Below are 21,348 nucleotides of genomic sequence, written 5' to 3' on the forward strand. Positions count from 1 at the left end.
TTTCTCGCGTGGATTGCCCAGGTATGGGGGCTGTGAGCGTCGAGGATGTGCTGTTTCCCGGTATCGATGTGCGTGTCACGGCGGTCCATGTCGTCGCGGAGGGAGTGACCGTCGAAGCGTCGGCCTGCGGTCGGCCGGCCGCCTTGTCCGGACTGCGGTTGTCTAGGTCGTCGCATCCACTCTCGCTATACACGCCGACTGGCCGAACGCCCGGTGGTGGGACGGTCGTTGGTGATCTCGCTGCAGGTGTGTCGGTTCTTCTGCGAGCGACGCACCTGCAGTCGGCGAACGTTCGTCGAGCAGGTCCCGGACCTGACCGAACCGCAGAGGCGTCACAGTGTCGGTCTGCGCCGCTGGATGAGGGTCATCGCGACGTTCCTGGGCGGCCGTCCCGGTGAACGTCTATGCCGGACACTGCAGTTACCCGCCGGCCGCACTCACCTGCTGGGCCTGCTCACCGCCCCGGCAGTGCCCGAGCAAGCGCCGCGGGTGCTGGGGGTCGACGAGTTCGCGTTCCGCAAGGGTTGGCGCTACGGCACCGTCCTGGTCGACGTGGAGGCCGCCCACGTGGTGGACGTCCTCCCGGACCGGGACGCTGTCACCTTCGCCGACTGGCTGCGGGAACACCCCGGCGCGGAGATCATCTGCAGGGACCGGGCCAGTGCGTACTCCAGCGCCGTGCGGGAGGCAGCACCAGGCGCCCAAGAGATTGCTGATCGATGGCACCTGCTCGCCAACCTCTCCTCCGCCGTCGAGAAGACCTGCCATCAGCACCGTTCCTGCCTGCGAAAACAGGCCGAAGCCGAACGGGACGCACAGCCCCGGCCGATCATCAATCCGCTTCCACCGCCGACACTGCCGCCGACGAAGATCGCGGTCCGCACCCGGGACCGCTACGCCGACATCCACCGCCTGCTCGCAGAAGGGCGCTCCGTCTCCGCCATCGCCCGCCTCCTGCAGCTGGACCGCAAGACCGTGCGTCGCTTCCGCGACACCGACCTCGACCAGCTGCTTTCCTCCGCCCGGCACGGACGCCCCAAAGGAGTCCTGGAGCCGTTCACCGCCTACCCGACCGAGCGGTTCACCGACGGTGTCACCAGCCCCACCGACCTTTTCCGCGAGATCCAGCAACGCGGCTACCAGGGAAGCGATCTGCCCGTGCGCCGCTACGTGGCCGGGCTCAGGACGGGAACCGTCGAACCCGCCCGCGGCGCCATCCCCAATCCTCGCAAGATCACCAAGTGGATCATGCCGCCCCGCGGCACTCTGCGGGCGCACGAGGAAGACGAACTCCTGAAGGTGCGGCTGGCCTGCCCTGACATCGCCCGGGCTTGCGACCTCGCCCGCACCTTCCATGACCTGCTCCAACACCGGCGCGGACACCAGCTGTTGGAGTGGGTACGCGAGGCAGTACGTGACGCACCGGCCCCGGTGCTCTCCTTCGCGCATAACCTCTGCCTCGACCTCGACGCCGTCACCGCCGGCCTCACCCTCCCGTGGAGCTCGGGCATCGTCGAAGGCCATGTCAACCGCATCAAGACCATCAAGAGAGCCATGTATGGCCGAGCTTCGTTCCGCCTACTCCGCACCCGCGTCCTGCTTCGAGCATGACCTGCCGATGGGCAGCCCAGATGGCGAGGAGTTTCAATGACCGAGTCAAGTCGTTTGCGGAACCGGAGGAGTTGGCGTGAACAGCCGGTTGTCCCGAAGCAGTGCCCACAGGACATCGATCCTCCGTCGGGCCACTGCGATGACAGCCTGGACGTGTTTGAGGCCCTCGCTGCGCTTCTTGAGGTAGAAGTCCCGGTTGGGGCCGTCACGCATGATGCTCACCTGCGCGGACAGGTAGAAGACCCTGCGCAGTCGGCGGTTGTAGCGTTTGGGGCGATGCAGGTTCCCGGTGCGTCGTCCGGAGTCGCGAGGAGCGGGTACGAGTCCTGCTGCTGACGCCAGGTGGCCGGCGTCTGCGTAGGCCGACATGTCGCCCGCAGCCACGATGAACTCGGCGCCCAAGATAGGCCCCATGCCCGGCAAGGACTCGATGATGTCGGCCTGTGGGTGGCTGCGGAAGGTCTCTCGAATCTGCTGGTCGATGCACTTGAGGCGATCTTCCATAGCGAGGATCTGCGCGGCCAGGTCGGCGATGATCTGGGCCGCGACGGTCTCGTTGGGCAGTGCGGTCTGTTGAGCCTGAGCGGCTTCGACGGCAGTGGCTGCGACCGCGTCGGCACCACGCACATTGCGGTTGGCGAGCCAAGCAAGGGGCGGCCGTCATCGGGCGGTGTCCAGGTGCGTGCCGCGCGCCGGATCGGCGGCGAGGGTGCTGTCCATGGCGTTACATCCCCTCGGCCGCCTGTCCGGGTACTGCAGCGGCGCGGATGAGTTGGCGAAGGGCGCCGTAGTAGACCTCGTGGTCGACCACGGCGGGCAGGACCGCGCCGAGCTGTGCGGTGAGCACCGGGAACTCCTCCGGGTCGAGCGCGGCCAGCGCGCGCCGGGTGGTGGCTTGGGCGGCCTTGGGGTCGCGGTGGTTGACGAAACTCGCGCTGCCCAGGGTCAGGAGGTACAGCCGCCGGTAGGTGACGATCGCCTCCTGGGGCGTCATGCCGGCGGCGAGTGAGTCGGCGAGCTGCGGCTCCACCAGGCGCTTCAGCAGCTGTGGGCCGAGCCATGGGCGGTCGCCGCGCAGGGCGACCAGGCCCGGATGGTCCGTCAGCAGCTCGTACAGCGCGGTGAACCGCTCCTCGGTGGCGCTCGCCCAGTCGGTGCCCGGTTCAATCTCCGGCAGGCGGGCGGCGAGGTGGTCGGTCACCAGGTCCAGCAGGCCGGCCAGGTCGGTGCAGCGGCGCTGGAGGGACGCGACGGAGATGTCCAGCGCGGCGGCCAGAGTACGGAAGCTGAGAGCGGTGGGCCCGTCCTGATCAACTATCAACAGGGCTTGCTCAGCGATCCGTTCGGGAGTCGCGAGGTCCAGGGAAGCGGATTGCCTTGGCATGCGAGTCAGCGTACGGTACGCCGTACCGTCACGGTAGGCTCATGCCTCCTTACGGAGGCGACATGCCCCGCACCACGGCACTTGACCCGCTGTTCACCGCGGTGGACAGCACGGCCTTCACCGACCGGCACCTGGCCAACCTGGCGTCCGGAACCCTCGCGGCCGTCCGCGTCCCCGGCTTCCTCGCTCTGGACGCCTGCCAGGCGGCAATGGGCGCGTTGGACCGGCTGCCCACCGCCGACTACGACAAGGCCCGGGTGCCCACCCGGATCGTGCGCTTCGGCCCGGCCCTCAACGACTACCGCGACCAGGGCTGCGGGCTGGACGCCGAACGGTACTGGCGTGACGCGGAGGCCGCCCGGGCGGCCTGGCAGCGGGTCGGGATGCGCCCGGACCCGATCGCCATTTCGCTGGCCCGCCTCGGCTCCGCCTGGGGCGCGGCCGTCACCCCGGCCACGATCGGCGGCCGGGCCGTCTTCGGCGGCACCTTACGGGAGATCAACGAGGGCGTCTTGGTCCACTACGACGAACTGAACCGCGAGTTTCCCACCGGCCTGTTCGACCAGGAGGTGCTCGCCCAGCTCGCCTTCAACGTCTGGGTGTCGGTACCGGCCACCGGCGGGGCGACCACGGTATGGCGCCACCGCTGGGAACCCGCCGACGAGCAGCACCGCCAGGCGTACGGCTACCGGCCCGAGGCGGTCGAGCACTGCCAGCGCGTCGACCTGACACAGCAGCTCGCAGACGCGCTGCTGTTCAACCCCGCGAACTTCCAGGCGGTCGAGCCGAACCCCACCGGGCGCCGGATCGCCTTCGCGTATTTCCTCGGCCTGACCACCACCGGCCAGCTCATCGCCTGGTCGTGACCATCTCATCGCAGGAGCAACACTGTGCACCAGCTCATCTACGGCGACATCAAGGCCGCCGGCGACCGGATCGCCGGACGCATCCGCCCCATTACCCTGGCTCCGCTCGACCCGGGCGCGATCCGCACCGCCCACCGCGACCCCCTTGACGACCGGCCCGAGCAGCCCTGCGAGGTGTGGCTGGCCATGGAGTTCATGCAGCACACCGGCTCGTTCAAGGCCCGCGGCGCGCAGAACTTCATCCAGGCCCACCGCGACGCGAACACCCTCCCCGACGCCGGGGTGACCATCGCCTCCGGCGGTAACGCCGGGCTGGCGTGCGCCTGGGCCGCCCAGCAGCAGGGCGTACGGGCCACGGTCTTCCTCCCCGAGACCGCGCCAGCGGTGAAGGTGGCCAAGCTCCGCGGCTACGGCGCCGACGTCCGCCTGATCGGCTCCGAGTACGCCGAAGCCCTTGCAGCCTGCGAGGAGTTCGCGAGCACGACCGGCGCCCTGTCGAGCCACGCCTACGACCACCCGCTCATCGCGGCCGGAGCCGGCACCCTGATGGAGGAAATCCGCCACCACATCCCCGACCTGGACACCGTGGTGGTCGCGGTCGGCGGCGGCGGCCTGTTCGCCGGAGTGGCCACCGCCGCCCAGCACCACGGCATCCGCATCGTCGCGGTCGAACCGGAGAACTGCCGCGCCCTCAACGCCGCCCTCCAGTCCGGCGCCGTCATCGATGTCACCGTGGATTCGATCGCCGCCGACTCCCTCGGCGCACGCCGCACCTCCCAGATGGCTCTGCACGCCGCCCGGCACGATCGAGTGCACTCCGTACTCGTGCCGGACACCGAGATCATCCGCGCCCGACAGGCATTGTGGGACCATCGCAAGGTGGCGGTCGAGTACGGTGCCGCGACAGCTCTGGCCGCGCTCACGTCACCGGACCAGCACACCTCCGACCGGGACCTGCCCTTCCGGCCCGCCGTAGCGAGCCGGAGCTACCGGCCCGGCGGCGGCGAGAAGGTCTGCGTGGTGCTGTGCGGAGCGAACACGGACCCGTCCGACCTGGTAAATCGGCCCACCGCACACTGATGAGCGGCCCGAGGGGGGGGCAGCCGCCCGGCTGCCCCCCCTCGCCGTGTTCGGGCCTTCCGGTAGCGGCGGCCGAGGGCCGTCACACACTGCCTGCGCAGCCCACTCCTTCCTGCCCAGGGCCTGTGCGACCACGCGCCGTCTGCGCACTCCTCCTCCGCGGCGCCTTCGGATCCTGTGCGTCAAACACACCCCGCTGCCCGACGAGCTCGGGCAGACCGTGCACACACTGCACGGCATCGGCTGCCACCTGATCCGGCCTCCTCGGCCCGGCGTCCCGCCCAGACCGTGCCCCAGCCCGCGCTGCGCCCGACGCGCGACCCGATTCCCCGATATATGCGATAAGAGGCTGGATAGCGCGGTACGTTGGCGAGCAATCCTCCTGGACGCCGCGTCCCCCCGTGCGCTGCGTCCAGGGGCGCACTCCGCCGGACCCGGCGTGATCATCGGCCGCTGCCCGTTCGGCCACGGCATTCCATCCCCGCCCGCCCCTGTGCCGGGAGAAGCTCCCCGCGCCGCAGGTCACCGGCCCGGGGCTCCCGGGTTCGGGATCCGGTAGACCGGGGTGGTGGGGGCGAGGGGGAGGTCGGGGCGGACCCGGGCGCGGGGGAAGAACCGGCGCTCGCGGCTGAACGTGAGGCCCTCGACGGCGCCGTCCTTGTAGACCGGCCCGACGAGCCGCCCGTCGCTGTCGCGGATCCCGATCCGCACCCCTGGCTTCCAGTGCGCCCGCCGCCACGTGCCGAACACGAGCGGCCCGCGGGAGCCAGCCGGCGCCCTGCGCTCCTCGGGGGGCTCCTCGGGCGGCGGGGTGAAGTCCAGGACACGGACTCCATGGAAGCCACCCGCCCGGTCGGCCTCGCTCGTGGCGATCCTGCCCAGCGTGCTGCGCGACGTGGGGCGCGGACCGGGGTCCGGGAGAACGGGCGGGGGCGTCCACCGGGCGAACGCGAGCTGCGCGGCGTACCCGTACAGCACACGGCCGCCGGCGTGGTGGCCGAACGCGGCCGGCTGAAGCATCCAGCACCGCCGGCCTGCGGCGTCCAGGGAGGAGATGAGCAGGAAACCGGACGTCGTGTCGAGCCGTCCGTCCGGCTGGGCGGCGATCAGGCCGCCGAGGATGACGGGCTCCGGTCCCATGCACACGCCGGCCTCGACGAGCGCGGCGAGCTCGTCGTCATCGGCTTCGGCCGCGTGAAGGGGGACGGGGTCGTGCGTGATGAGCGACCAGGGGGCCGGCAGCCGCAGGGCGGCGCGGGTCTGCTCGTCGAGCGGGGCGGTGGTGACCACGTCCAGGGCGAGCGGGGCGGGGACCATGTGCGCGGCGGCGAGATAGGCCGCCGTGCCGGTCAGGGCACGCAGCCACCGCACGGCTCGGTCCCGTTCGACCTGGTAGGTGCTGGTGCGGAACTCGTGCTCCACCAGCAGACCGGACCGCAGCGCGCCGACGTCCGCGGGCACCAGGCCGACCAGGTTCGCGGGCAGGCGGCGATGGATCCGGGCGAAGCGCCTCTCCCGTTCCCATTGCTCACGCTGGGTCGCCAGTGCTGCTGCGGCGACATCGACGACGACATTGTCCGGCCCGCACAGCGCGAGGACGGCCTTCGACTCATGAGGAGCCAGCTCCCAGTCGACGTCGTGCTCGGCCGCGAGCCGCTGGGCCGCGCCGCACTCCGCAACCACCCGTTTCCACAGCACCGCCAGCGGCTCGTCCCAGGATCCCGATCTGCCCGGCGCTGCCCCGGGGCCGAGAAGGAACTCCTTCCACGCGTCAGAACCCAGGTCGGTCACGGTGAACCCGCTGGCACGCGCACCGGGGACCGACGGCCCGGCGAAGGCCGCGTCGAGGAGGTTTCGAACGCTCATACCGGCCCAACGACCGTGCCGGCCCGGAAGTACGCGCGGTTCACGCAGTCCCCGCTCGTCAAGGCCCCTTCACTCGAAGGGCTTGCCGGAGGCCCAGGGCTGCGGGAAGTACACGCTGCCGGGCGGGGCGACGCCGTCGGCCGCCACCTGCGCGAGCTCGTCGAGCGCACTATGTCGTGGCTGTCCGGCTACCGCCGACTCAGCCTCCGCTACGAACGAAATCCCCGCAACTACCTGGGCTTTCTGGGACTCGCAGCCGCACTCTGCTGCTACAAGCGATACGTCCGCCTCACCACATAGGACACCGTCTAAGAGCTCTACGAACGTCTCCACCCTCACGCTTTGGGCATGCCCAATTCTGTAGTTCCGGGAGCCTGACGGTGCTTCGGGCGTTCAACTCCGGCGCGGGACGCCCAGCATTTGCACGAGCTGGGCGAGTTCCTCCTCGAAGAGCTTCTCCGGGCTGGTGGTCTGGGTGTGCATGTGGCCGTAGACCTCCAGCGACACCAAGCCGTGCAGGTGACCCCAGATACGCAGGGCCAGGGCGACGGCTGCGGGCGGCAAGTCGGGGAACGCGGGCCGCACCTTGTCGAGGAGCGCCGGGTCGAAGTCGGACCAGCCGAAGGCGCTGTGCTCGTAGAGATGCTGGGTGTGCGGCCATGCGGCTGCCGCGAGGGCGGTGAGTCCGGTACAGACCCGGCGTGCGGCATCTGGGGCTGGGCCGCCTTCGGGGGCGTGGTAGCCGGGGACAGGGTCGCCGTAGATGAGCCGGAAGCCCTGGGCGTTCACCACGGCCCAGGTCCGGAAGGCGGTGGCCCATGCTGTGATGCGGATGGCGGGATCCGTGGCGGGGGCGGCCTCCCAGGCGGCGTCCACGGCGTCGGCCAGGGCGGTGTACACGTCTTTGATGAGCGTGGTGACCAGGTCGTCCCGGGTCGCGAAGTAGCCATAGATCGCGTTGGCGGTCATGCCCATCTCGCGGGCGATGGCCCGCAGTGTAATGGCGTCCGGGCCGCCCGAGGCCATCAAGGCTAGGGCCACCTTCTTGATTTCGGCCGTGGTCTCGGCCCGTAGCCGCTCGCGTCTTCCCTTGCTTCCCGTGACTGTCACAACAGGAACTCTACAGTGTCAATTTACTTCACAGCGTATAGTTTCTTCACGGCGTCACCCCTGGTGACGTCCCACGTCTGCATGCACAGGGGAGAACCATGCACATCGGAGTCATCGGAGCCACGGGCACCATCGGCAGCAGGGTCGTCGCCGAGGCCCTCGAACGGGGCCACCACGTCAAGGCGTTCAGCCGGGACGCCGCTCAGGCGCAGCGCGAGGAGCGTCGGGACAACATCACCTGGACGAGCGTCGACGTTCTGGATCCGAAGAGCATCGCCGGCGTCCTGCCTGGACTTGACGTCCTGATCAGCGGATTCCAGCCGGGCAACGCGGCCAAGGACTTCGCGGACACCGTCCGGCGCTCGATCGCCGACCCCACCGTCTACGCCACGGCGGCACGGGCCCTGCTGAAGGCTCTGGAGAGCCGCCCGCAGACCCGGCTCATCGTGATCGGCGGGGCCGGAAGCCTCGAAATCGAACCGGGCGTGGTGCGCGCAGACTCCGACGAGTTGCTGCACGCCGCCCTCAACCAGCTTGGACTGCCCCGCGAATACGGCGCAGCGGTACGTGGTCACCGCGACGCCCTGAATGTCCTGCGAACCTCGAACCGGCTGTGGACCTACTTCAGCCCCGCAGAGGAGATCGCTCCCGGCGAGCGAACCGGTCGCTTCAGGATCGGCGGCGACCAGCTGGTCCTGGACGCTGACGGCCGCAGTCGCATCTCGGTGGAGGACGCGGCCGTCGCCTTGATCGATGAGGCGGAGCTGCCTCGCTTCGTCCAGCGCCGCTTCACCATCGGCTACTGAGAACCGCAGCCCACATCCCCGTGGGGAAGTCATGAACTTCCCCACGGGGAAGGGCGACGTCCGTCTGAGTCAACCCGGCTGGTCGAGCCTACCGGCCTCTGGCATACGCCCAGATAGGTGCTGCCAGTCCAGCTACGCGGCGGATCCGCATTTGTCCGTAGCCATCACGCAACCGCGGCCAGAACCAAGTGAGGCACTCAGTCACAACCACCGCCAGCGTCGGGCGCGGCAGAAGTGACACGCAATTCGAACAAGCGATCTAATGCCGGTATGGACGTGACCGACTTCCCCGACGACCTGGTGCAGACGCAAGCCGGCCTGGAACGCCACCTACGACGCGCTCGCCGCACCCCGCCCCCGCGGACACCGCCGCCCTGCGCCGCCGCCTGCTGCGCCTGCCCGTACGGCTGTGGTGGCACCCCTACTGGAATACCGTCCCCCCGGTGCCGGCGGCACGCTCCGAGCTGCGCCACCTCGCCCGCGCCCACGGAGCCGTCCGAGCCGCGTGACCCATCGCCCCGGTCGACCAGGAGCACGAGGTTGCGGCAAGGGTTGCGCCTACTGTTGCGCAGCCCGCAGGAGCATCCCCGTGTTCGTGCAGTTCACCACGCGGTTTTGCCGTGGTCCGCCCGCTGACATCCCCGTTGCGGCTGCTCTGCCCATGTCCCTTGGTTAGAAGAAGGAGGAGGGCGGGATGGGCGGCGCGGCCGCGGCTGCGGCCGGGGTTCGGGGCGCGCTCAGCTGGTTGCGCGTCGGCCGGGGCCGCCGCGCCGCTGTCATCGTCACACCGGATCTCTTCCACCGCGCAACGACGAACCACTCGCCGTGCCGCTGGAAGACGTGGTGTCGAGTGTCGCCCGGCGCGTCGCGTGGTCTGCCGCGCGCGGTTCGCTACTGTCACCATGACAGGCCAGGGACGGCCTGGAGGCGAACGATTCCGCCCGGGCGGAATCGCAGGAGTCTCAAGGGTGGGATGCCCGGTCCCGCAATACGCGTTTCTCGGTGTCCGTGCAGGCCTTCCCCCACGGCTGCCGCCCGGGGGCAGCCGGAGCAGGAACCTCATGCCGCACACGACCGACAAGCGGATCGGCAAGGAACTCGCGCGCCTTCTGTATCTGGGACGAATCCAGTCGAGGGGCGGCCGCCCCACCCTGGACCCCACCGACCGCGGACAACTGGCCTTTCAAGCCATCCTCTTCGAGTGCCTGATGAGCAACCATGAGCACCCGCCTCCACGAGGACAGCTGGGGCAACGGCTACGCCACCCAAGCCGCCCACCAGGTCGTCACCGTCGCCTTCACCACCGCCAGCCTCAACCGGCTGGAGGCCATGCACCACCTCGCCAACCCCGCCTCCGGCCGCGTCCTGGCCAAAGCCGGGTTCACCCGCATCGGCACGGCCGACCGGGACTCCGAGACCGGGACCGTCCCCTACGAGTTGTACGCGCTGGAGAGCGACGGCAACGGCATTCCCCCGATCGACCGCTGAGGGGCGCCACCGCAGGTACGGTCATCATCACGGCACCGACGACGGCACACACCACCGGATCCAGGGGGCAATGGGCGTGGAGAACGGATCGCAGAGCATCCCGTGGGGCGGCGAGTGGCGACGTCACCTCCGCTCCAATGCCGAGATGGATCTCGTGCGCTCGTGGATGCGCCGTGTCGAATGCCCGACCTGCAAGGCAGCCGCAGGGCGGGCCTGCCGCACCGCGGGCGGCCGCCCGACCAACGAACACCGTGCACGCCGTGACGCCGTCGGCCCCATCCCGTACGCGAAGTGGCGAAAGGAGGGCCTCATCCCGGAGCAGCGGACGTACACGATTCCGGCCGTGCTCAAGGAGTCGGAGAAGGCCCGCGCCGACTTCAACGTGGACACCGCCCTGGCCGACGGTGTGGCGGTCGTCCGCATGTTCCTCGCCGACCGGCTCGGGTTGTTCCTCCAGGGCGAGGAGGCCATGGACCGCATCGACGACGCCGTGCGCAAACTGATCGAGGTCCGCGGCCCGGTGGGGACGGCCGACGTGGTCACCGTCCTCGCCAGCCAAGTCGCCTCGCTGCTGGCTGCGAACGCCGGACCCGACGGCGATCCGGAGGTCCTGTTCGACACGATGATCCGCGCGCAGATCGACATGGTCCGCAGGATGAATGCGATCGAGGAGGAACGGGCCGACGGCTAACCGGCCGGACTACCCAACGACCTCACTGATGTAGTGGCACCCACTAACCTCCTGCCGATGCAGTGCCAACGTGCACGCTGGTGGTGTCCCGTTCGAGCGAAGGGCTGAGCTGTGCCCGACCGACCTGAAATCGTCTGCATCTGCGGCTCTACCCGGTTCGTGGACGAGATGCGTGCGGTGAATCGTGATCTGACCTTCGCCGGGGTCATTGTTGTTGCGCCAGGCGAAGCAGACGATTTGATCACCGACAAGCAGAAGACGGCGCTGGACGCCCTCCACCTGCGCAAGATCGACCTGGCAGACCGGGTTCTGGTCGTCAATGTGAATGTGCGCCTGAGTTCCCCATCGCCCCGCTCCCCGCGGGCGGTGCCCCCGGACCTGCGGAGTGCGCCGACAGTCCTCTGTCACCCTCAAGGGTGAACGGCGAGGAAGTCTCAGAATTCATGAGCTTCTATCCGACAGCCTGAGATTCCGCTGGTTATGGCGAAGTTGAGGGGGCGGGATGTCGCTCGCTGTCGTTGCACCAATCCGATCTCGACCGCTGTTGGAGTCGCCGCAGGACATAGCGGACTTCGAGCAGGATCTGCTGTCTGAGTTCGTGCTCGCCCGGGCGGCGGCCGGGATCGCCGACGAGACGATCTCCGGCGACGTGGATGCGCTGATGGAGGTGCGCGGCTGGTTCGGCCGCCCGCTCTGGGAGCTGATCCCCACCGACCTCGACCGGTTCTTCGGCGAGGACCAGCGACGGCTAGCCACGCTGACCAAGGTCCGCAAGGCGCAGGCCCTGGCGACGTACTTCGAGTTCCTGGAGGTGCGGCATCAGGCCGATATCCACGCGGCGACCGGCGTGCTGGTGCAGTGCCCGGTCGATGAGATCAACCGCCCACGAGGCAAGACCAACATGCGGGTGCGGATCCCGCCGCCGGCCGCGGACATCGATCGACTCTTCGCCGGATGGCGCGACGATCTACATTCGGCTCGGAAGTACGCGCCGAGTGTCCGCAACTACACCGCATGCCGCCTGGCCAGCCTCATCGGCCCGCGGGTCTCGGAACTGTGCCTGCTCGAAGTCCACGACATTCGCTGGGACCTGGGCACCTTCGGCAAGGTGCTGCTGCGCGGCAAGGGCAGCCGCGGTCAGAAGAAGGAGCGTCTAGTCCCGCTTATCAACGGTTCTCGTGAACTCCTCGAATGGTGGCTCCAGGGCCCGCGGTGGGAGTTCGACGGGCACCTCGATGAGCCCGGTGCACCGCTGTTCCCCTCCGAGCGCCGCGATCCCGGGGGCCGCTGCAAGCGCGTGAGCACCAGCGCGATCCGGGGCGCGATGGCGGAGGCAGTGGAGCGCCATCTGCCTCGCTGGTCCGGCCGTGCTACCCCGCACGCGCTCCGGCACTTCGCTGCGTCCGATCTGTACGCACAAGGCATGAACGTCGTCGCTATCCAAGAGCTGCTCGGTCATCGCTGGATCAACACCACGATGATCTACGTGCACGTCAACAAGACCCACATCGAGGACGCCTGGACTTCCGCCGGCCAGCGGGCCGCGTCTCGGTTCACCGGATAGCCCAGGACAGGAGCCGTCATGAAGTGGAACCTGCGGCTGGCCGCCGCGCAGCGCGACATCTGGAAGTCCTCGCAGCTGCAGTCGATGCTCGCCGACGCGGGCCTGGTGATCAGCGCTGGGAAGATGTCCAACCTGTGGGCCGGGCAGCCGGTCACGATCCGTCTGGACGACCTCGACGTCATCTGCGAGGTGCTCGGCTGTGAGCCCAACGACCTTTTGGTCCCGGAGCCGGAGAAGGCCCGCGCCCAGCGAACAGCGACCGTACCGGGCCATGCGGCGGTCGCTGGCGAGCGCCCCACGATCGAGCGCCGGGCCGGCCGGACGGAGCCGCCGCTGTGAACCTGCAGCCGCGGCCGTGCACGCAGTGCGGCGAGAAGGTCGCGGAGTACGGTCGACGACGCTGCTTCAGCTGCCTGCATCCCAGCCTTCCTCCACCCGTCTGTAAAACGTGCGGCAGCGACAACCACTACGCCGGCGGCTATTGCCGCCGCTGCCACCCGCGCGTTGTGTCCGCGGGCAGCTGCAGTGATTGCTTCGCCTGGGGCATCTGGCGTCGTAAGGGTCTGTGCGCGGCCTGCAACTCCTTCCGCAACCGCGGTCATCAGCCCGGCAGGTGCCAAACCTGCGGCCGCACCGTCCCGCTCAAGAAGGGCGTGTGCCGGCTGTGCCACTGCCAGGCCCGCGCCATACCGCGTACCTGGCAACGTCCCGACCTCACCACCGCGGCCACCGCAGGGCAGCAGCTGTTCCTCGCCGACCAGATCCGCCGCGTCCATCTCGCCGCACGCCGCCCTCGATCACGAACCTCCCCCGCCACTGTTCGGCACCAGCCCAGAGCCCTTTGCTGGACGGTTCCACGATGGCGACAAGACCGGCTGTTCGAGGCCGCGCGGGACATGTCCCGCGTCACTGTGCCCGACGTGGCGCCGCTCGACCCCGCCTTCACCGACTACGTCGCCGCGCAGGCCGACAACCACGCCGACGCCCAGGGCTGGTCACCAGGTCTACGCGAGCGCGTGCAACAGAGCCTGTACCTGCTCACCGCCGTCCACGGCCCACACGAGACGATCAAGGCCAGCACCGTCGCCACGCTGCCACGCCGGCAAAGCCGACGCGCCGTCCTCCGGGTCACCGAGGTCCTCGCCGCCCTCGAACTCCTCAACGACGACCGTCCCGATCCCCTCGACCAGTGGATCCACCGTCGGCTAAGCCGCGTGCACCCGGAGATCGGTGAAGAAGTCCTGGTGTGGATCAACATCGTGCGACATGGCGGGCCACGCCGCCGCCCCCGCTCACCCGCCACCGTCCGCAACCAGCTCACCTCCGCGATCCCCTTCCTCCTCGCCTGCTCGGAGCGCTACTGCACCCTCCGCCAGGTCACCCGCGGCGATCTCACCGAGTGGCTCGCCCAGTGCCCAGCACCTCACAACGAGGCCGTCGCGCTACGCAGCATGTTCAAGACCCTCAAGAGCCAGCGGCTGTTGTTCACCAATCCCGCCCGCGGCGTGAGCCTCGGAACCAGGCCGAGCACGGTGCCCAAGCCACTGAGCCCAGAAGCGATTCAGTCCATGGCCGAGGCTGCGGCCACCGACCCCGCCCTGAAGCTGCTGATCGCCCTCATCGGCATCCATGCGCTCTACCCCCACCAAGCCCGAGCACTACCCGTGTCCGCCATCGACTTCGTCCGCGGTCGGCTCGCGCACGGCGATATCGACCACCCCCTCGAGACCTTCACCCGACAGGCCGCCGCCGACTACATCGAGCTGCGGCGCGAACGCTGGCCGAACCCCCGCAACTCTCACCTGTTCATCAGCTCGCAGACCGCGTACTCCCGCGCAGCGGTCACCGTCGGCTGGATGCAGGTCGTGCTGCGCGGCCTCCCGGTCACCGCCCAGCGACTCCGTGAGGACCGGATTCTCGAAGAGGCCGCCGTCACCGGCGCCGACCCGCAACACCTGTGTGTGATGTTCAACATCACCCCGGAGACCGGTCTGCGCTACATCCGCTTCTTCCAACCCGACCCGGCGGACAGCGGCGACGCGTCCCCCAGCCACTTGGAGACATCGTGACCGACATTCCCACCGGGAGCACACCGTGAGCCGCGTGATCGTGCATCTCATCCGGCACCGCCTCGGAACCCAGGGGTGTCTGTAAGCAGTTCTTTGGGCTCCACTGACAGGCAGGAGAGGGCGTGCGGTGGTGTGATTCACGCCCTGGTAGCAAGGTGATTTGGCCCCACTTCGGCGCTGCCCAGCGCGCTATTCGCCCTCGTCGAGGGCCCGATAGTCGCGGCTGTGCGGTAGGCCGGTCAGCAGTTGCAGGAACTCCTCGTGCAGTCGGCCGTTGGTGACTAGCACCGACATGTCGCCTTCCAGTACGGACGCGCCGTCCAGGTCGGTCACCCGGCCGCCCGCCTCCGTGACGATGACCGGCATAGGAGCGACGTCCTCGTAGCCCATCGGCGGACCGGCAATGACGCCGGCATCGGCTCGGCCCGTCACCAGGGCCACGATCATGCCGGTCGAGGGCGCCAGGAGGACCCGGCGGTGGAGAGCACAAAGGAGTTCCTCCGGCCAACCGGCCGGGTTGTGCATCAGCGTTCTTGCCCCGCCCAGACTTGTCCGCTCCGTGACCTGGGCGCGGCGGCCCGATTGCAGGTCCGGGTTCGGCCCCGGCAGCACCCAGCAGCCCAGACCACGACCCGCCACGATCATCTGCTGGCTCAGGGGCATGTTGATTACGCCGATAGCGGGCCCGTGTTCGTCCTCGTAGGCGAGATCGTTCGAGAACAGCGGCACTCGGTGGGTGAAGTACGTCGTGCCGTTGATGGGGTCGATGATCCATCGCCGTCCTGATAACCCGCTGGTCGCACCGCCCTCCTCTCCGAAGATCCCGTCGTCCGGCACCCGTCGGCTCAGCTCCTTCCGGATCAGCTCTTCAACCGCCACGTCGATCTCGGTGACCTCCGTGCCGTCCTCCTTGAGACGGCTGTGCCAGTCATCGCTGAAGAAGCCTTGCGCCGACATCTGCCCGGCACGACCGGCCAGGTGCACAGCGAAGTCCAGAAGCTCCCGGTTGACGGGAGGGGCATCGAACGCGTAATCCATCCGTCGAGCCTTTCACGGCTCACTGACCGCCGGGTGGGGCCAGATCAACTTCGTACGTTGTGGAGCCACCTCTGAGTCGTGCCGTGGAGCCCACGCAGGGCGGGCGCCGGGTTCAGACGTAGGTCCTGTGCCACTGGTCGGCCGCGCCGAGAAGGGTCATGCCGGCGGAGGTGTAGGCCTGCATGGCGCCGGTGTTGTGGGTGTCCACGTCGACGCCGACCGTGCGGTGGCCGCGGGCGCGGAGGAGGCTGAATGCGGTGGTGAGGAGTTGGGCGCCGAGGCCGTGGCGGCGGTGGGCGGGGTGGACGCCGAACCAGGCGATCCAGGCGCGGTCGACGGGGTCGCGGGCGATGAGGGCGCCGGCAGGGGCGCTGTCGAGTTCGGCGAGGAGCCACAAGTCGGGGTTGTAGCCCTCGCGTCGGCGCTGGGCGTGGTGGAAGGCGTCGAAGTCCGGGTGGGGGTGCTCCGGGTCGTCGGTGAAGGCCTCGTTCAGCACGGAGTGGACGGTGCGGAGGTCGGTCTCGTTCCGGGCCGCACGCACCGCGGGCGCGGGGTGCTCGGGGAGGCGGATGGCGTCCAGGTTGACGGTGAGGCGGCTGCTGCTGTCCACGACGGTCCAGCCGCGGCGGAGGAGTTGGTCGTGGGGGAAGCAGCCAGGAAGCTGATACAGCGTCACCGGCGTGTCAGGGGTCGGCAGGTCGTGGGCGGCCCAGACGTCGAGGCGGTCCAGGAGCGTCGCGGTGACGGCAGGTGCATCCGGGGACGGGGCGACGACCAACTGGGCACGCAGCTCGCCAGGCTGAGGCGCGGGATGGAGGGCGGCGAAGCCGAGCAGGCCGCCGTCGGGGCCCGACGCGGTCCACGTGCGGGAGGGCAGGTCCAGGCCGGGGGCGGCCAGCATGCTGCGCGCCTCGGCGGGGCTGGACTCGCGGCGACCGACCGTCGCCTCCTCGCCCCGGCCGAGCAGTTCGGCGAGGGCGTCGACGTCCGCCACGGAAACGGCTCTCCACTCCATTCCCGCACTGTCGCAGGACGAGGCGATGGGGGCCAGCGGATTTAGGCGGCACCGCGGTAGTGGGCAACGATGAGGGAGGACCGAAACGGGGCTGACCGACGATCTCCACCGAAGTCACCCGCCCGTCACCAGCATGAGTACCCCAGAGCCGACGCACACCAGACCCGTGGTGACCTGCTACTTCACGATGCACGCCACTCAATGAGGTGCTTACAAATACCCGGGGGTGCACCGCACCCGAGATGGCTGGGACATCTGCCCCATTTGCCAGACGGGGGGACGACGATGAGCACCTGCCCGATCAGTACCTCTGCCTGGGTTCGCATCCTCGATCGCTCAGTAATCGCGAACTCAGGCGCTTTTGCTGGTGGGTACATCGGCGAGTCCACGAGCAGGGAAATCGACTATGCCCGCGCCACCGGCAAGCCGATTTCGTTCACCGATCCCGCCCCCGCTGCAACGCAGTTCGCCGGGGAGCGGCCGAAGATCCCAGGGCCTACACGCACACCAGTGCGATGCCACAGCTCAGAACCCACGGGCATCGCACCTCAGTGCGTGTAGGGCCTGGGAGCGGTGCCGCTGGCCCCGGACGGCGAAGGACCCCGGGCCGACCTGCGCCCCGGGGTCCTGTCGCCGGTCTCACCGCTACTGCTCAGAACCCATCTCTGAACTTCCCCTGATCGGTTCCGTCAGGCGTCATCTGGCAGGGGGGTGTCGTGAGCAGGTCCATGCCTGGGTAACGGCCGGTGACGAAGCCCGCAGCTGGAGGACGGAACATCTGCGTTTTGAACGGACCCTCTCCTATCCCGGGCGCCGCAGCCGGGTGACAAAGGACTGCATCTGGCGGCGGGTGTGATGGATACGGCGGTCGACCCACCAAATGAGGCGGTCTGCGGATTCCTGCGGCATCACCGTGTGGAGTACGGACTGCAGCGCGACGACGGCGAGCCCTGCCAACACCGTCAGAACGACGGCCTGCCATGGAGCACCGACCAGGGCGCTGGCGAGGCTGCCGACGCTGCTGAGACCGGCGCCGGCAAGCTGAGAGTGCTGAGCGAGCGGGTTCGGGGTGCGGTGCACCGGGGTCGTGTCGCGGGGTTCTCCGCGACGTTCAGGGCTCGTTCAAGATCGAGCAGCGGCGCGTCCTGCGGTGCGTCCTGGCAGTCCGGTGTGTGTAGGATTGCTCCGGCCGGGCCGCGGCCGGCGCGCAACTTCTGCAGGACCCAGCCGGAGGGCCGGCGGGGTCCCAGGATCTCGCGTACTGCGGACGGCTTTTCCATCCGTTCGGTGGGGACCTGGTCGTAGTCGACGCCGGTGACCGGCCGTACGTGTTCCGGGGCGCGTACCCACACCCTGTACTCGGCCGCCTCGACGCTGCCGTCCAACTGGTGGAGGAGCAGTATTCCGGGGGTGCGCTATTCATGTCTGCTCCAGTACGGGCCGCTGACCTGATACCGGCCGCAGTGACGGCAGATGCGCCAGTCAAGGAATGATGATCTTCAAAGATCGCTGCGTGTGGCCCGCGTCAGATACCCGGTCGGGAGGGCGACGCCGTGGTGACGGGCGACCCAGCTGCTCGCGGTCCGGTGGTGCTGCAACCTCCTCACCGAGTCTTCGGCTATACAAGCAAATCGCCATCCTCCGCAGGCCAGTTGAGGCACCATAAGTGACCTACTGATGACGATCGGTCACAGTGGCCGTAGATTACGGCGATTGGGGGAGGGGGAATCATGCTGCTGCCCGACAACCCGATTTCGGGGCCGGACGGAGATCGTTTCGGGTTCAGCACCCATGCCAAGGTGCTCTGCGACGCGATCGCGAGGGCCGAGGACCTGCCGCTGACCATTGGGATCTTCGGGCCCTGGGGGATGGGTAAGTCGAGTTTCATGAAGGTCTGCGAGGGCCTGCTGAGGGCATGCGACATCCGGACCGTCTGGTTCAATCCTTGGAAGTACAATCAGAAAGACGAGATTTGGCACGCTCTCATCCAGACCGTACTCACCGAAATCGCCCACGATCTCGACAAGCGACGCAAGTCAGGCGAGGCGACTGTGCAGGAGCGGCTCGCGCAGGCGCTGGACACCGTCAAACGCCTGAGTCACGCAGCCGCCTGGCTGCTCGCCCGCCGGGCAGCCGGCCCCCTCACGGCGGGGTTCCTGGCACCTGGGGACGTCGACGCCGTTCAGGGAGCGCTTACCGCACCGGGCGTGGAGACCTATCTGCACGTCAATCGCTTTGAAGAGGACTTCAGAGAGGTCGTCAACACATACGCGGAAGGCGGTCGGCTTGTTCTGTTCATCGACGACCTGGATCGCTGCACCGAGGACGCGGCGATCACCGTCCTCGATTCGCTGAAGCTCTTTCTGGGCGAGGGTTCATGTGTATTCGTCCTCGCCATGGACTATCAGGTCGTCGCGGAAGCGGCCGCCAAACGCTTCGACGGCGAACGTACGGACGGGGCACGCGGGCGCCAGTACCTGGAGAAGCTGATCCACTTTCCACTCCATCTACCCGGGATCCCCTTCGAGGCCCTGCACCAACACCTTCACGACAAGGTCACCGACCCGGCGCTGACAGGCTCGCGCGAGCTCTGGGAGCTCATCGAGGTCGCCTTCTCGGCCAACCCGCGACGCGTGCGCCGCTTCGTCAACGGTCTCAACCATGCGGCCCTGACGCTGCATCTACACAACGACCCGCCAGAACGTGATCGGCTGCTACACGCGGGCACCCTGCTCGCATTCCAGATCAAGTACCCAGACTTCTTCGCCGCTCTCCAGAGCGATCCGGGTGTATGGGTGCGGTTCGACGACGCTGAGTTCGAAAAAAAAGAGCTCGGTGGGGGAGACGGGGAACTCGCCAAGAACAACCCTGGGGTACGGAGATTGATCGCAGCTGTGTCGTCGCGACGCACAGGCTTCGACTTCCCGCTCCCCCCGACACCCACCGTGATCAGGCTGTTGACTGAGGTACTGACGGTCACCGGCGGACCGGTCTCTGAAGAGGGTGCGGCCCGTGGCGCCTGACATGGAACCCGATGTCCAGTACGCGGTCGGCCTAGACATCGGGGACGGAGAGAGCTCCTTGTGCTGGCTGCCGACTCACGGACGGAAGAGAGCACGGGTTTACACAAGGGGCACCGACGGTGCCGCCATCGTGACGGCCCTGGGACGCAAACGCCTGGATCAGAGGAAATACGAGTACGTCATCGGTGAAGCAGCTGTGCTGGCGAAGGATGTCCTGCACTTCAGCGTCAACTTCAAGACCCGCCCCGACCCGGAAAGCCTGGCAGCGCCGGAATCCGTGCGGTTCGCCCAGATCCTCCTCACCGAGTTCTTCTCCCGGCACCCCGAGGTCGGCAGAGATTGCGTGGTGTACGTCGGCCACCCCACGGGATGGGACCCCGAATCGGTGACGACGTATCGCCAGCACTTCTCGTCCATGGACCAGCCCGTGCGGCTCGTGCCGGAGTCCCAGTCCGCGCTCGTACACGTCAGGGACCGGAGAGCCGGACGGCGTGAGGCACACAAATTCGACCGGGTACTGGTCGTCGACATCGGGTCGTCCACGACTGACTGCACGTTCGTGGAGGACCTGATCCCACAGAACCTTCAAGTGGGCTCCGACCTGGGCTGCTCATTGATCGACCAGGATCTTGCCAAGAAGGTGCGGGAGGCATTCGCGGGAAACAAGGAGTTCACCAAGGCTCTTGATCAGGACGGCTCGGAGGAAATGCTGCGGCTCGTGTGCCGCCGGGCGAAGGAAGCCCAGTTCACGGGTACCGATGTGCGCCTCCAGGAACTCCAAGCCGGCTGTGACACCCGGTTCACCCCCTTCGTGAACCCCGCCCTGAGCTGGCTCAGGAGTGTAGACATCCCGCGACGCGTGGTCCGAGGCCCCGGCGGCTGGGCCGAGCGTTTCGCCGACATCCTGACGGAGGTTCGCGGGCTGCTCGGCGAGGTAAGGCCCGAGCTGGTTGTGATCACCGGCGGCGGTTCACGCATGCCCGTCGTACGCCAACTGTGTCTCGACTCGTTCCCGGAAGCCGCTCTCGAGAACGACACCGACCCTTACCTGTCCGTGGCCCGAGGGCTCGCCAGTGTCGGACGTCACCGAGTCAACGTGGCACGGTTCCGGCACGACATTCAGGCCCTCAAGGACCGGCCTGCATTCGAGGAGAAGATCCGCATTGGGCTGCTCGACGCGTTTGACGAGGCCAAGAACACCCTTCTGACCGGTCTGCTGGAGAGAGCCAACGACGTGAACGCCAGCGCACACGACGAACAGGAGATCGACGCACTCATCCACCGACTCACAGGGATGGATCAAGTGCTCGCTCGCCTGCGCGTACGTCTCAGTGCCGAGCTCACCCCCATGGCACTGGACGTCTGCCGCTCATACAGCATCCGCGACGACCGGTTCGCACTGGACCTTTTTCTACCCGGCATTATCGGCACCGCCATCAGTGCGCGTATCCGTCCTATGTGGCGCACACTTCGTGCCGCACAAATCGTACTGAGCTCATTTAAGCTCCTTAAATGGCCTACAATGTTCGGGCTGAAGTATTTGAAGAAGCACCCATACGCTGTCAGCCCCGCGCAACTCAAGGGCGCGGGAGTCATAGTCGCTGCTGCGCTGGGTCTCACGAAAGCAACCGAAGCTGGTGCCCGCCAGCTCATACGTACGACACTGCAGAAAGCTCAGCTAGTGTTCCGTGATCCGGTTCGTGTCACCTGCAGTGTTCTGCCTCGTTGAGCCAGGCA

Annotated in this window: 17 protein-coding genes and 5 pseudogenes; 14 read left to right on the top strand and 8 right to left on the bottom strand. The window is 68.1% G+C overall.

Features of this window, described 5'->3' with window-relative positions; genetic code table 11:
• Positions 1 to 147: 147 nt before the first annotated feature.
• Positions 148 to 1,611: pseudogene (locus IE277_RS43520) on the top strand (ISL3 family transposase); the annotation flags it as partial.
• Between the two features lie 45 nt (positions 1,612 to 1,656).
• On the opposite strand, the pseudogene IE277_RS43525 reads toward IE277_RS43520, so the two are convergent.
• Positions 1,657 to 2,256, bottom strand: a pseudogene (locus IE277_RS43525) (transposase); the annotation flags it as partial.
• Between the two features lie 79 nt (positions 2,257 to 2,335).
• Complete coding sequence (locus tag IE277_RS43530) at positions 2,336 to 2,995, bottom strand: TetR/AcrR family transcriptional regulator C-terminal domain-containing protein (protein ID WP_189959246.1); 660 nt, start codon at positions 2,993 to 2,995, stop codon at positions 2,336 to 2,338.
• Positions 2,996 to 3,057: 62 nt separating this feature from the next.
• On the opposite strand from IE277_RS43530, the gene IE277_RS43535 reads away from it, so the two are divergent.
• Complete coding sequence (locus tag IE277_RS43535) at positions 3,058 to 3,861, top strand: proline hydroxylase (RefSeq protein ID WP_189959247.1); 804 nt, start codon at positions 3,058 to 3,060, stop codon at positions 3,859 to 3,861.
• Positions 3,862 to 3,885: 24 nt separating this feature from the next.
• Positions 3,886 to 4,941 carry a threonine/serine dehydratase gene (locus IE277_RS43540; protein WP_189959248.1) on the top strand — a complete coding sequence of 352 codons (1,056 nt, stop codon included), beginning with the start codon at positions 3,886 to 3,888 and terminating at the stop codon, positions 4,939 to 4,941.
• A 522-nt stretch (positions 4,942 to 5,463) separates the two neighbouring features.
• Here IE277_RS43540 and IE277_RS43545 read toward each other — a convergent pair.
• Positions 5,464 to 6,807: a hypothetical protein gene (locus IE277_RS43545; protein ID WP_189959249.1), complete on the bottom strand. Its 1,344-nt coding sequence runs from the start codon at positions 6,805 to 6,807 to the stop codon at positions 5,464 to 5,466.
• A 156-nt stretch (positions 6,808 to 6,963) separates the two neighbouring features.
• On the opposite strand from IE277_RS43545, the pseudogene IE277_RS43550 reads away from it, so the two are divergent.
• Positions 6,964 to 7,107: pseudogene (locus tag IE277_RS43550) on the top strand (IS5/IS1182 family transposase); the annotation flags it as partial.
• A gap of 93 nt (positions 7,108 to 7,200) precedes the next feature.
• Here the strand turns inward: IE277_RS43550 and IE277_RS43555 are convergent.
• Positions 7,201 to 7,917 carry a TetR/AcrR family transcriptional regulator gene (locus tag IE277_RS43555; RefSeq protein ID WP_229882474.1) on the bottom strand — a complete coding sequence of 239 codons (717 nt, stop codon included), beginning with the start codon at positions 7,915 to 7,917 and terminating at the stop codon, positions 7,201 to 7,203.
• A 98-nt stretch (positions 7,918 to 8,015) separates the two neighbouring features.
• Here IE277_RS43555 and IE277_RS43560 point away from each other — a divergent pair, with 98 nt between their 5' ends.
• From IE277_RS43560 to IE277_RS43590, 8 genes and pseudogenes are all read left to right on the top strand, one after another.
• Positions 8,016 to 8,723 carry an NAD(P)-dependent oxidoreductase gene (locus IE277_RS43560; RefSeq protein WP_189959250.1) on the top strand — a complete coding sequence of 236 codons (708 nt, stop codon included), beginning with the start codon at positions 8,016 to 8,018 and terminating at the stop codon, positions 8,721 to 8,723.
• Positions 8,724 to 8,993: 270 nt separating this feature from the next.
• Positions 8,994 to 9,232, top strand: a pseudogene (locus IE277_RS48435) (DUF8825 domain-containing protein).
• A gap of 709 nt (positions 9,233 to 9,941) precedes the next feature.
• Entirely contained in the window at positions 9,942 to 10,211 is a 270-nt protein-coding gene (locus tag IE277_RS43565) for a GNAT family N-acetyltransferase (protein ID WP_189959251.1), read from the top strand.
• 145 nt (positions 10,212 to 10,356) lie between these two features.
• Positions 10,357 to 10,902 carry a zinc finger domain-containing protein gene (locus IE277_RS43570; RefSeq protein ID WP_229882475.1) on the top strand — a complete coding sequence of 182 codons (546 nt, stop codon included), beginning with the start codon at positions 10,357 to 10,359 and terminating at the stop codon, positions 10,900 to 10,902.
• Between the two features lie 168 nt (positions 10,903 to 11,070).
• Positions 11,071 to 11,322 (top strand): hypothetical protein, encoded by a 252-nt coding sequence (locus IE277_RS43575; RefSeq protein WP_229882477.1) that lies wholly within the window; start codon positions 11,071 to 11,073, stop codon positions 11,320 to 11,322.
• A gap of 82 nt (positions 11,323 to 11,404) precedes the next feature.
• Positions 11,405 to 12,466, top strand: coding sequence for a tyrosine-type recombinase/integrase (locus IE277_RS43580; RefSeq protein ID WP_189959254.1), 1,062 nt, complete (start codon positions 11,405 to 11,407; stop codon positions 12,464 to 12,466).
• A gap of 18 nt (positions 12,467 to 12,484) precedes the next feature.
• Positions 12,485 to 12,805: a helix-turn-helix domain-containing protein gene (locus IE277_RS43585; protein ID WP_189959255.1), complete on the top strand. Its 321-nt coding sequence runs from the start codon at positions 12,485 to 12,487 to the stop codon at positions 12,803 to 12,805.
• Positions 12,802 to 14,535, top strand: a complete 1,734-nt coding sequence (locus tag IE277_RS43590) for a site-specific integrase (RefSeq protein ID WP_189959256.1) — start codon at positions 12,802 to 12,804, stop codon at positions 14,533 to 14,535. Before IE277_RS43585 ends, IE277_RS43590 begins: the two co-directional genes overlap by 4 nt.
• Positions 14,536 to 14,724: 189 nt before the next feature.
• On the opposite strand, the gene IE277_RS43595 is transcribed toward IE277_RS43590, so the two are convergent.
• The 4 genes and pseudogenes from IE277_RS43595 to IE277_RS48440 form a co-directional block, all read right to left on the bottom strand.
• The gene (locus IE277_RS43595; protein ID WP_189959257.1) at positions 14,725 to 15,573 is read right to left on the bottom strand and encodes an inositol monophosphatase family protein; all 849 of its coding nucleotides are present in this window, start codon (positions 15,571 to 15,573) and stop codon (positions 14,725 to 14,727) included.
• Between the two features lie 112 nt (positions 15,574 to 15,685).
• On the bottom strand, positions 15,686 to 16,567 hold the full coding sequence (locus tag IE277_RS43600) for an N-acetyltransferase (protein ID WP_229882476.1): 882 nt from the start codon (positions 16,565 to 16,567) through the stop codon (positions 15,686 to 15,688).
• Between the two features lie 822 nt (positions 16,568 to 17,389).
• On the bottom strand, positions 17,390 to 17,668 hold the full coding sequence (locus IE277_RS43605) for a hypothetical protein (RefSeq protein WP_189959259.1): 279 nt from the start codon (positions 17,666 to 17,668) through the stop codon (positions 17,390 to 17,392).
• Positions 17,669 to 17,673: 5 nt separating this feature from the next.
• A pseudogene (locus IE277_RS48440) lies at positions 17,674 to 17,970 on the bottom strand (DUF6233 domain-containing protein); the annotation flags it as partial.
• Between the two features lie 348 nt (positions 17,971 to 18,318).
• On the opposite strand from IE277_RS48440, the gene IE277_RS43610 reads away from it, so the two are divergent.
• Both IE277_RS43610 and IE277_RS43615 read left to right on the top strand, forming a co-directional pair.
• Positions 18,319 to 19,611, top strand: coding sequence for a KAP family P-loop NTPase fold protein (locus tag IE277_RS43610; protein WP_189959260.1), 1,293 nt, complete (start codon positions 18,319 to 18,321; stop codon positions 19,609 to 19,611).
• 1 nt (position 19,612) lies between these two features.
• On the top strand, positions 19,613 to 21,340 hold the full coding sequence (locus IE277_RS43615) for an Hsp70 family protein (RefSeq protein ID WP_189959261.1): 1,728 nt from the start codon (positions 19,613 to 19,615) through the stop codon (positions 21,338 to 21,340).
• Positions 21,341 to 21,348: the final 8 nt, after the last annotated feature.

Origin of the sequence: Streptomyces alanosinicus, from assembly GCF_014650595.1 — a bacterium.
GTDB lineage: Bacteria > Actinomycetota > Actinomycetes > Streptomycetales > Streptomycetaceae > Streptomyces > Streptomyces alanosinicus.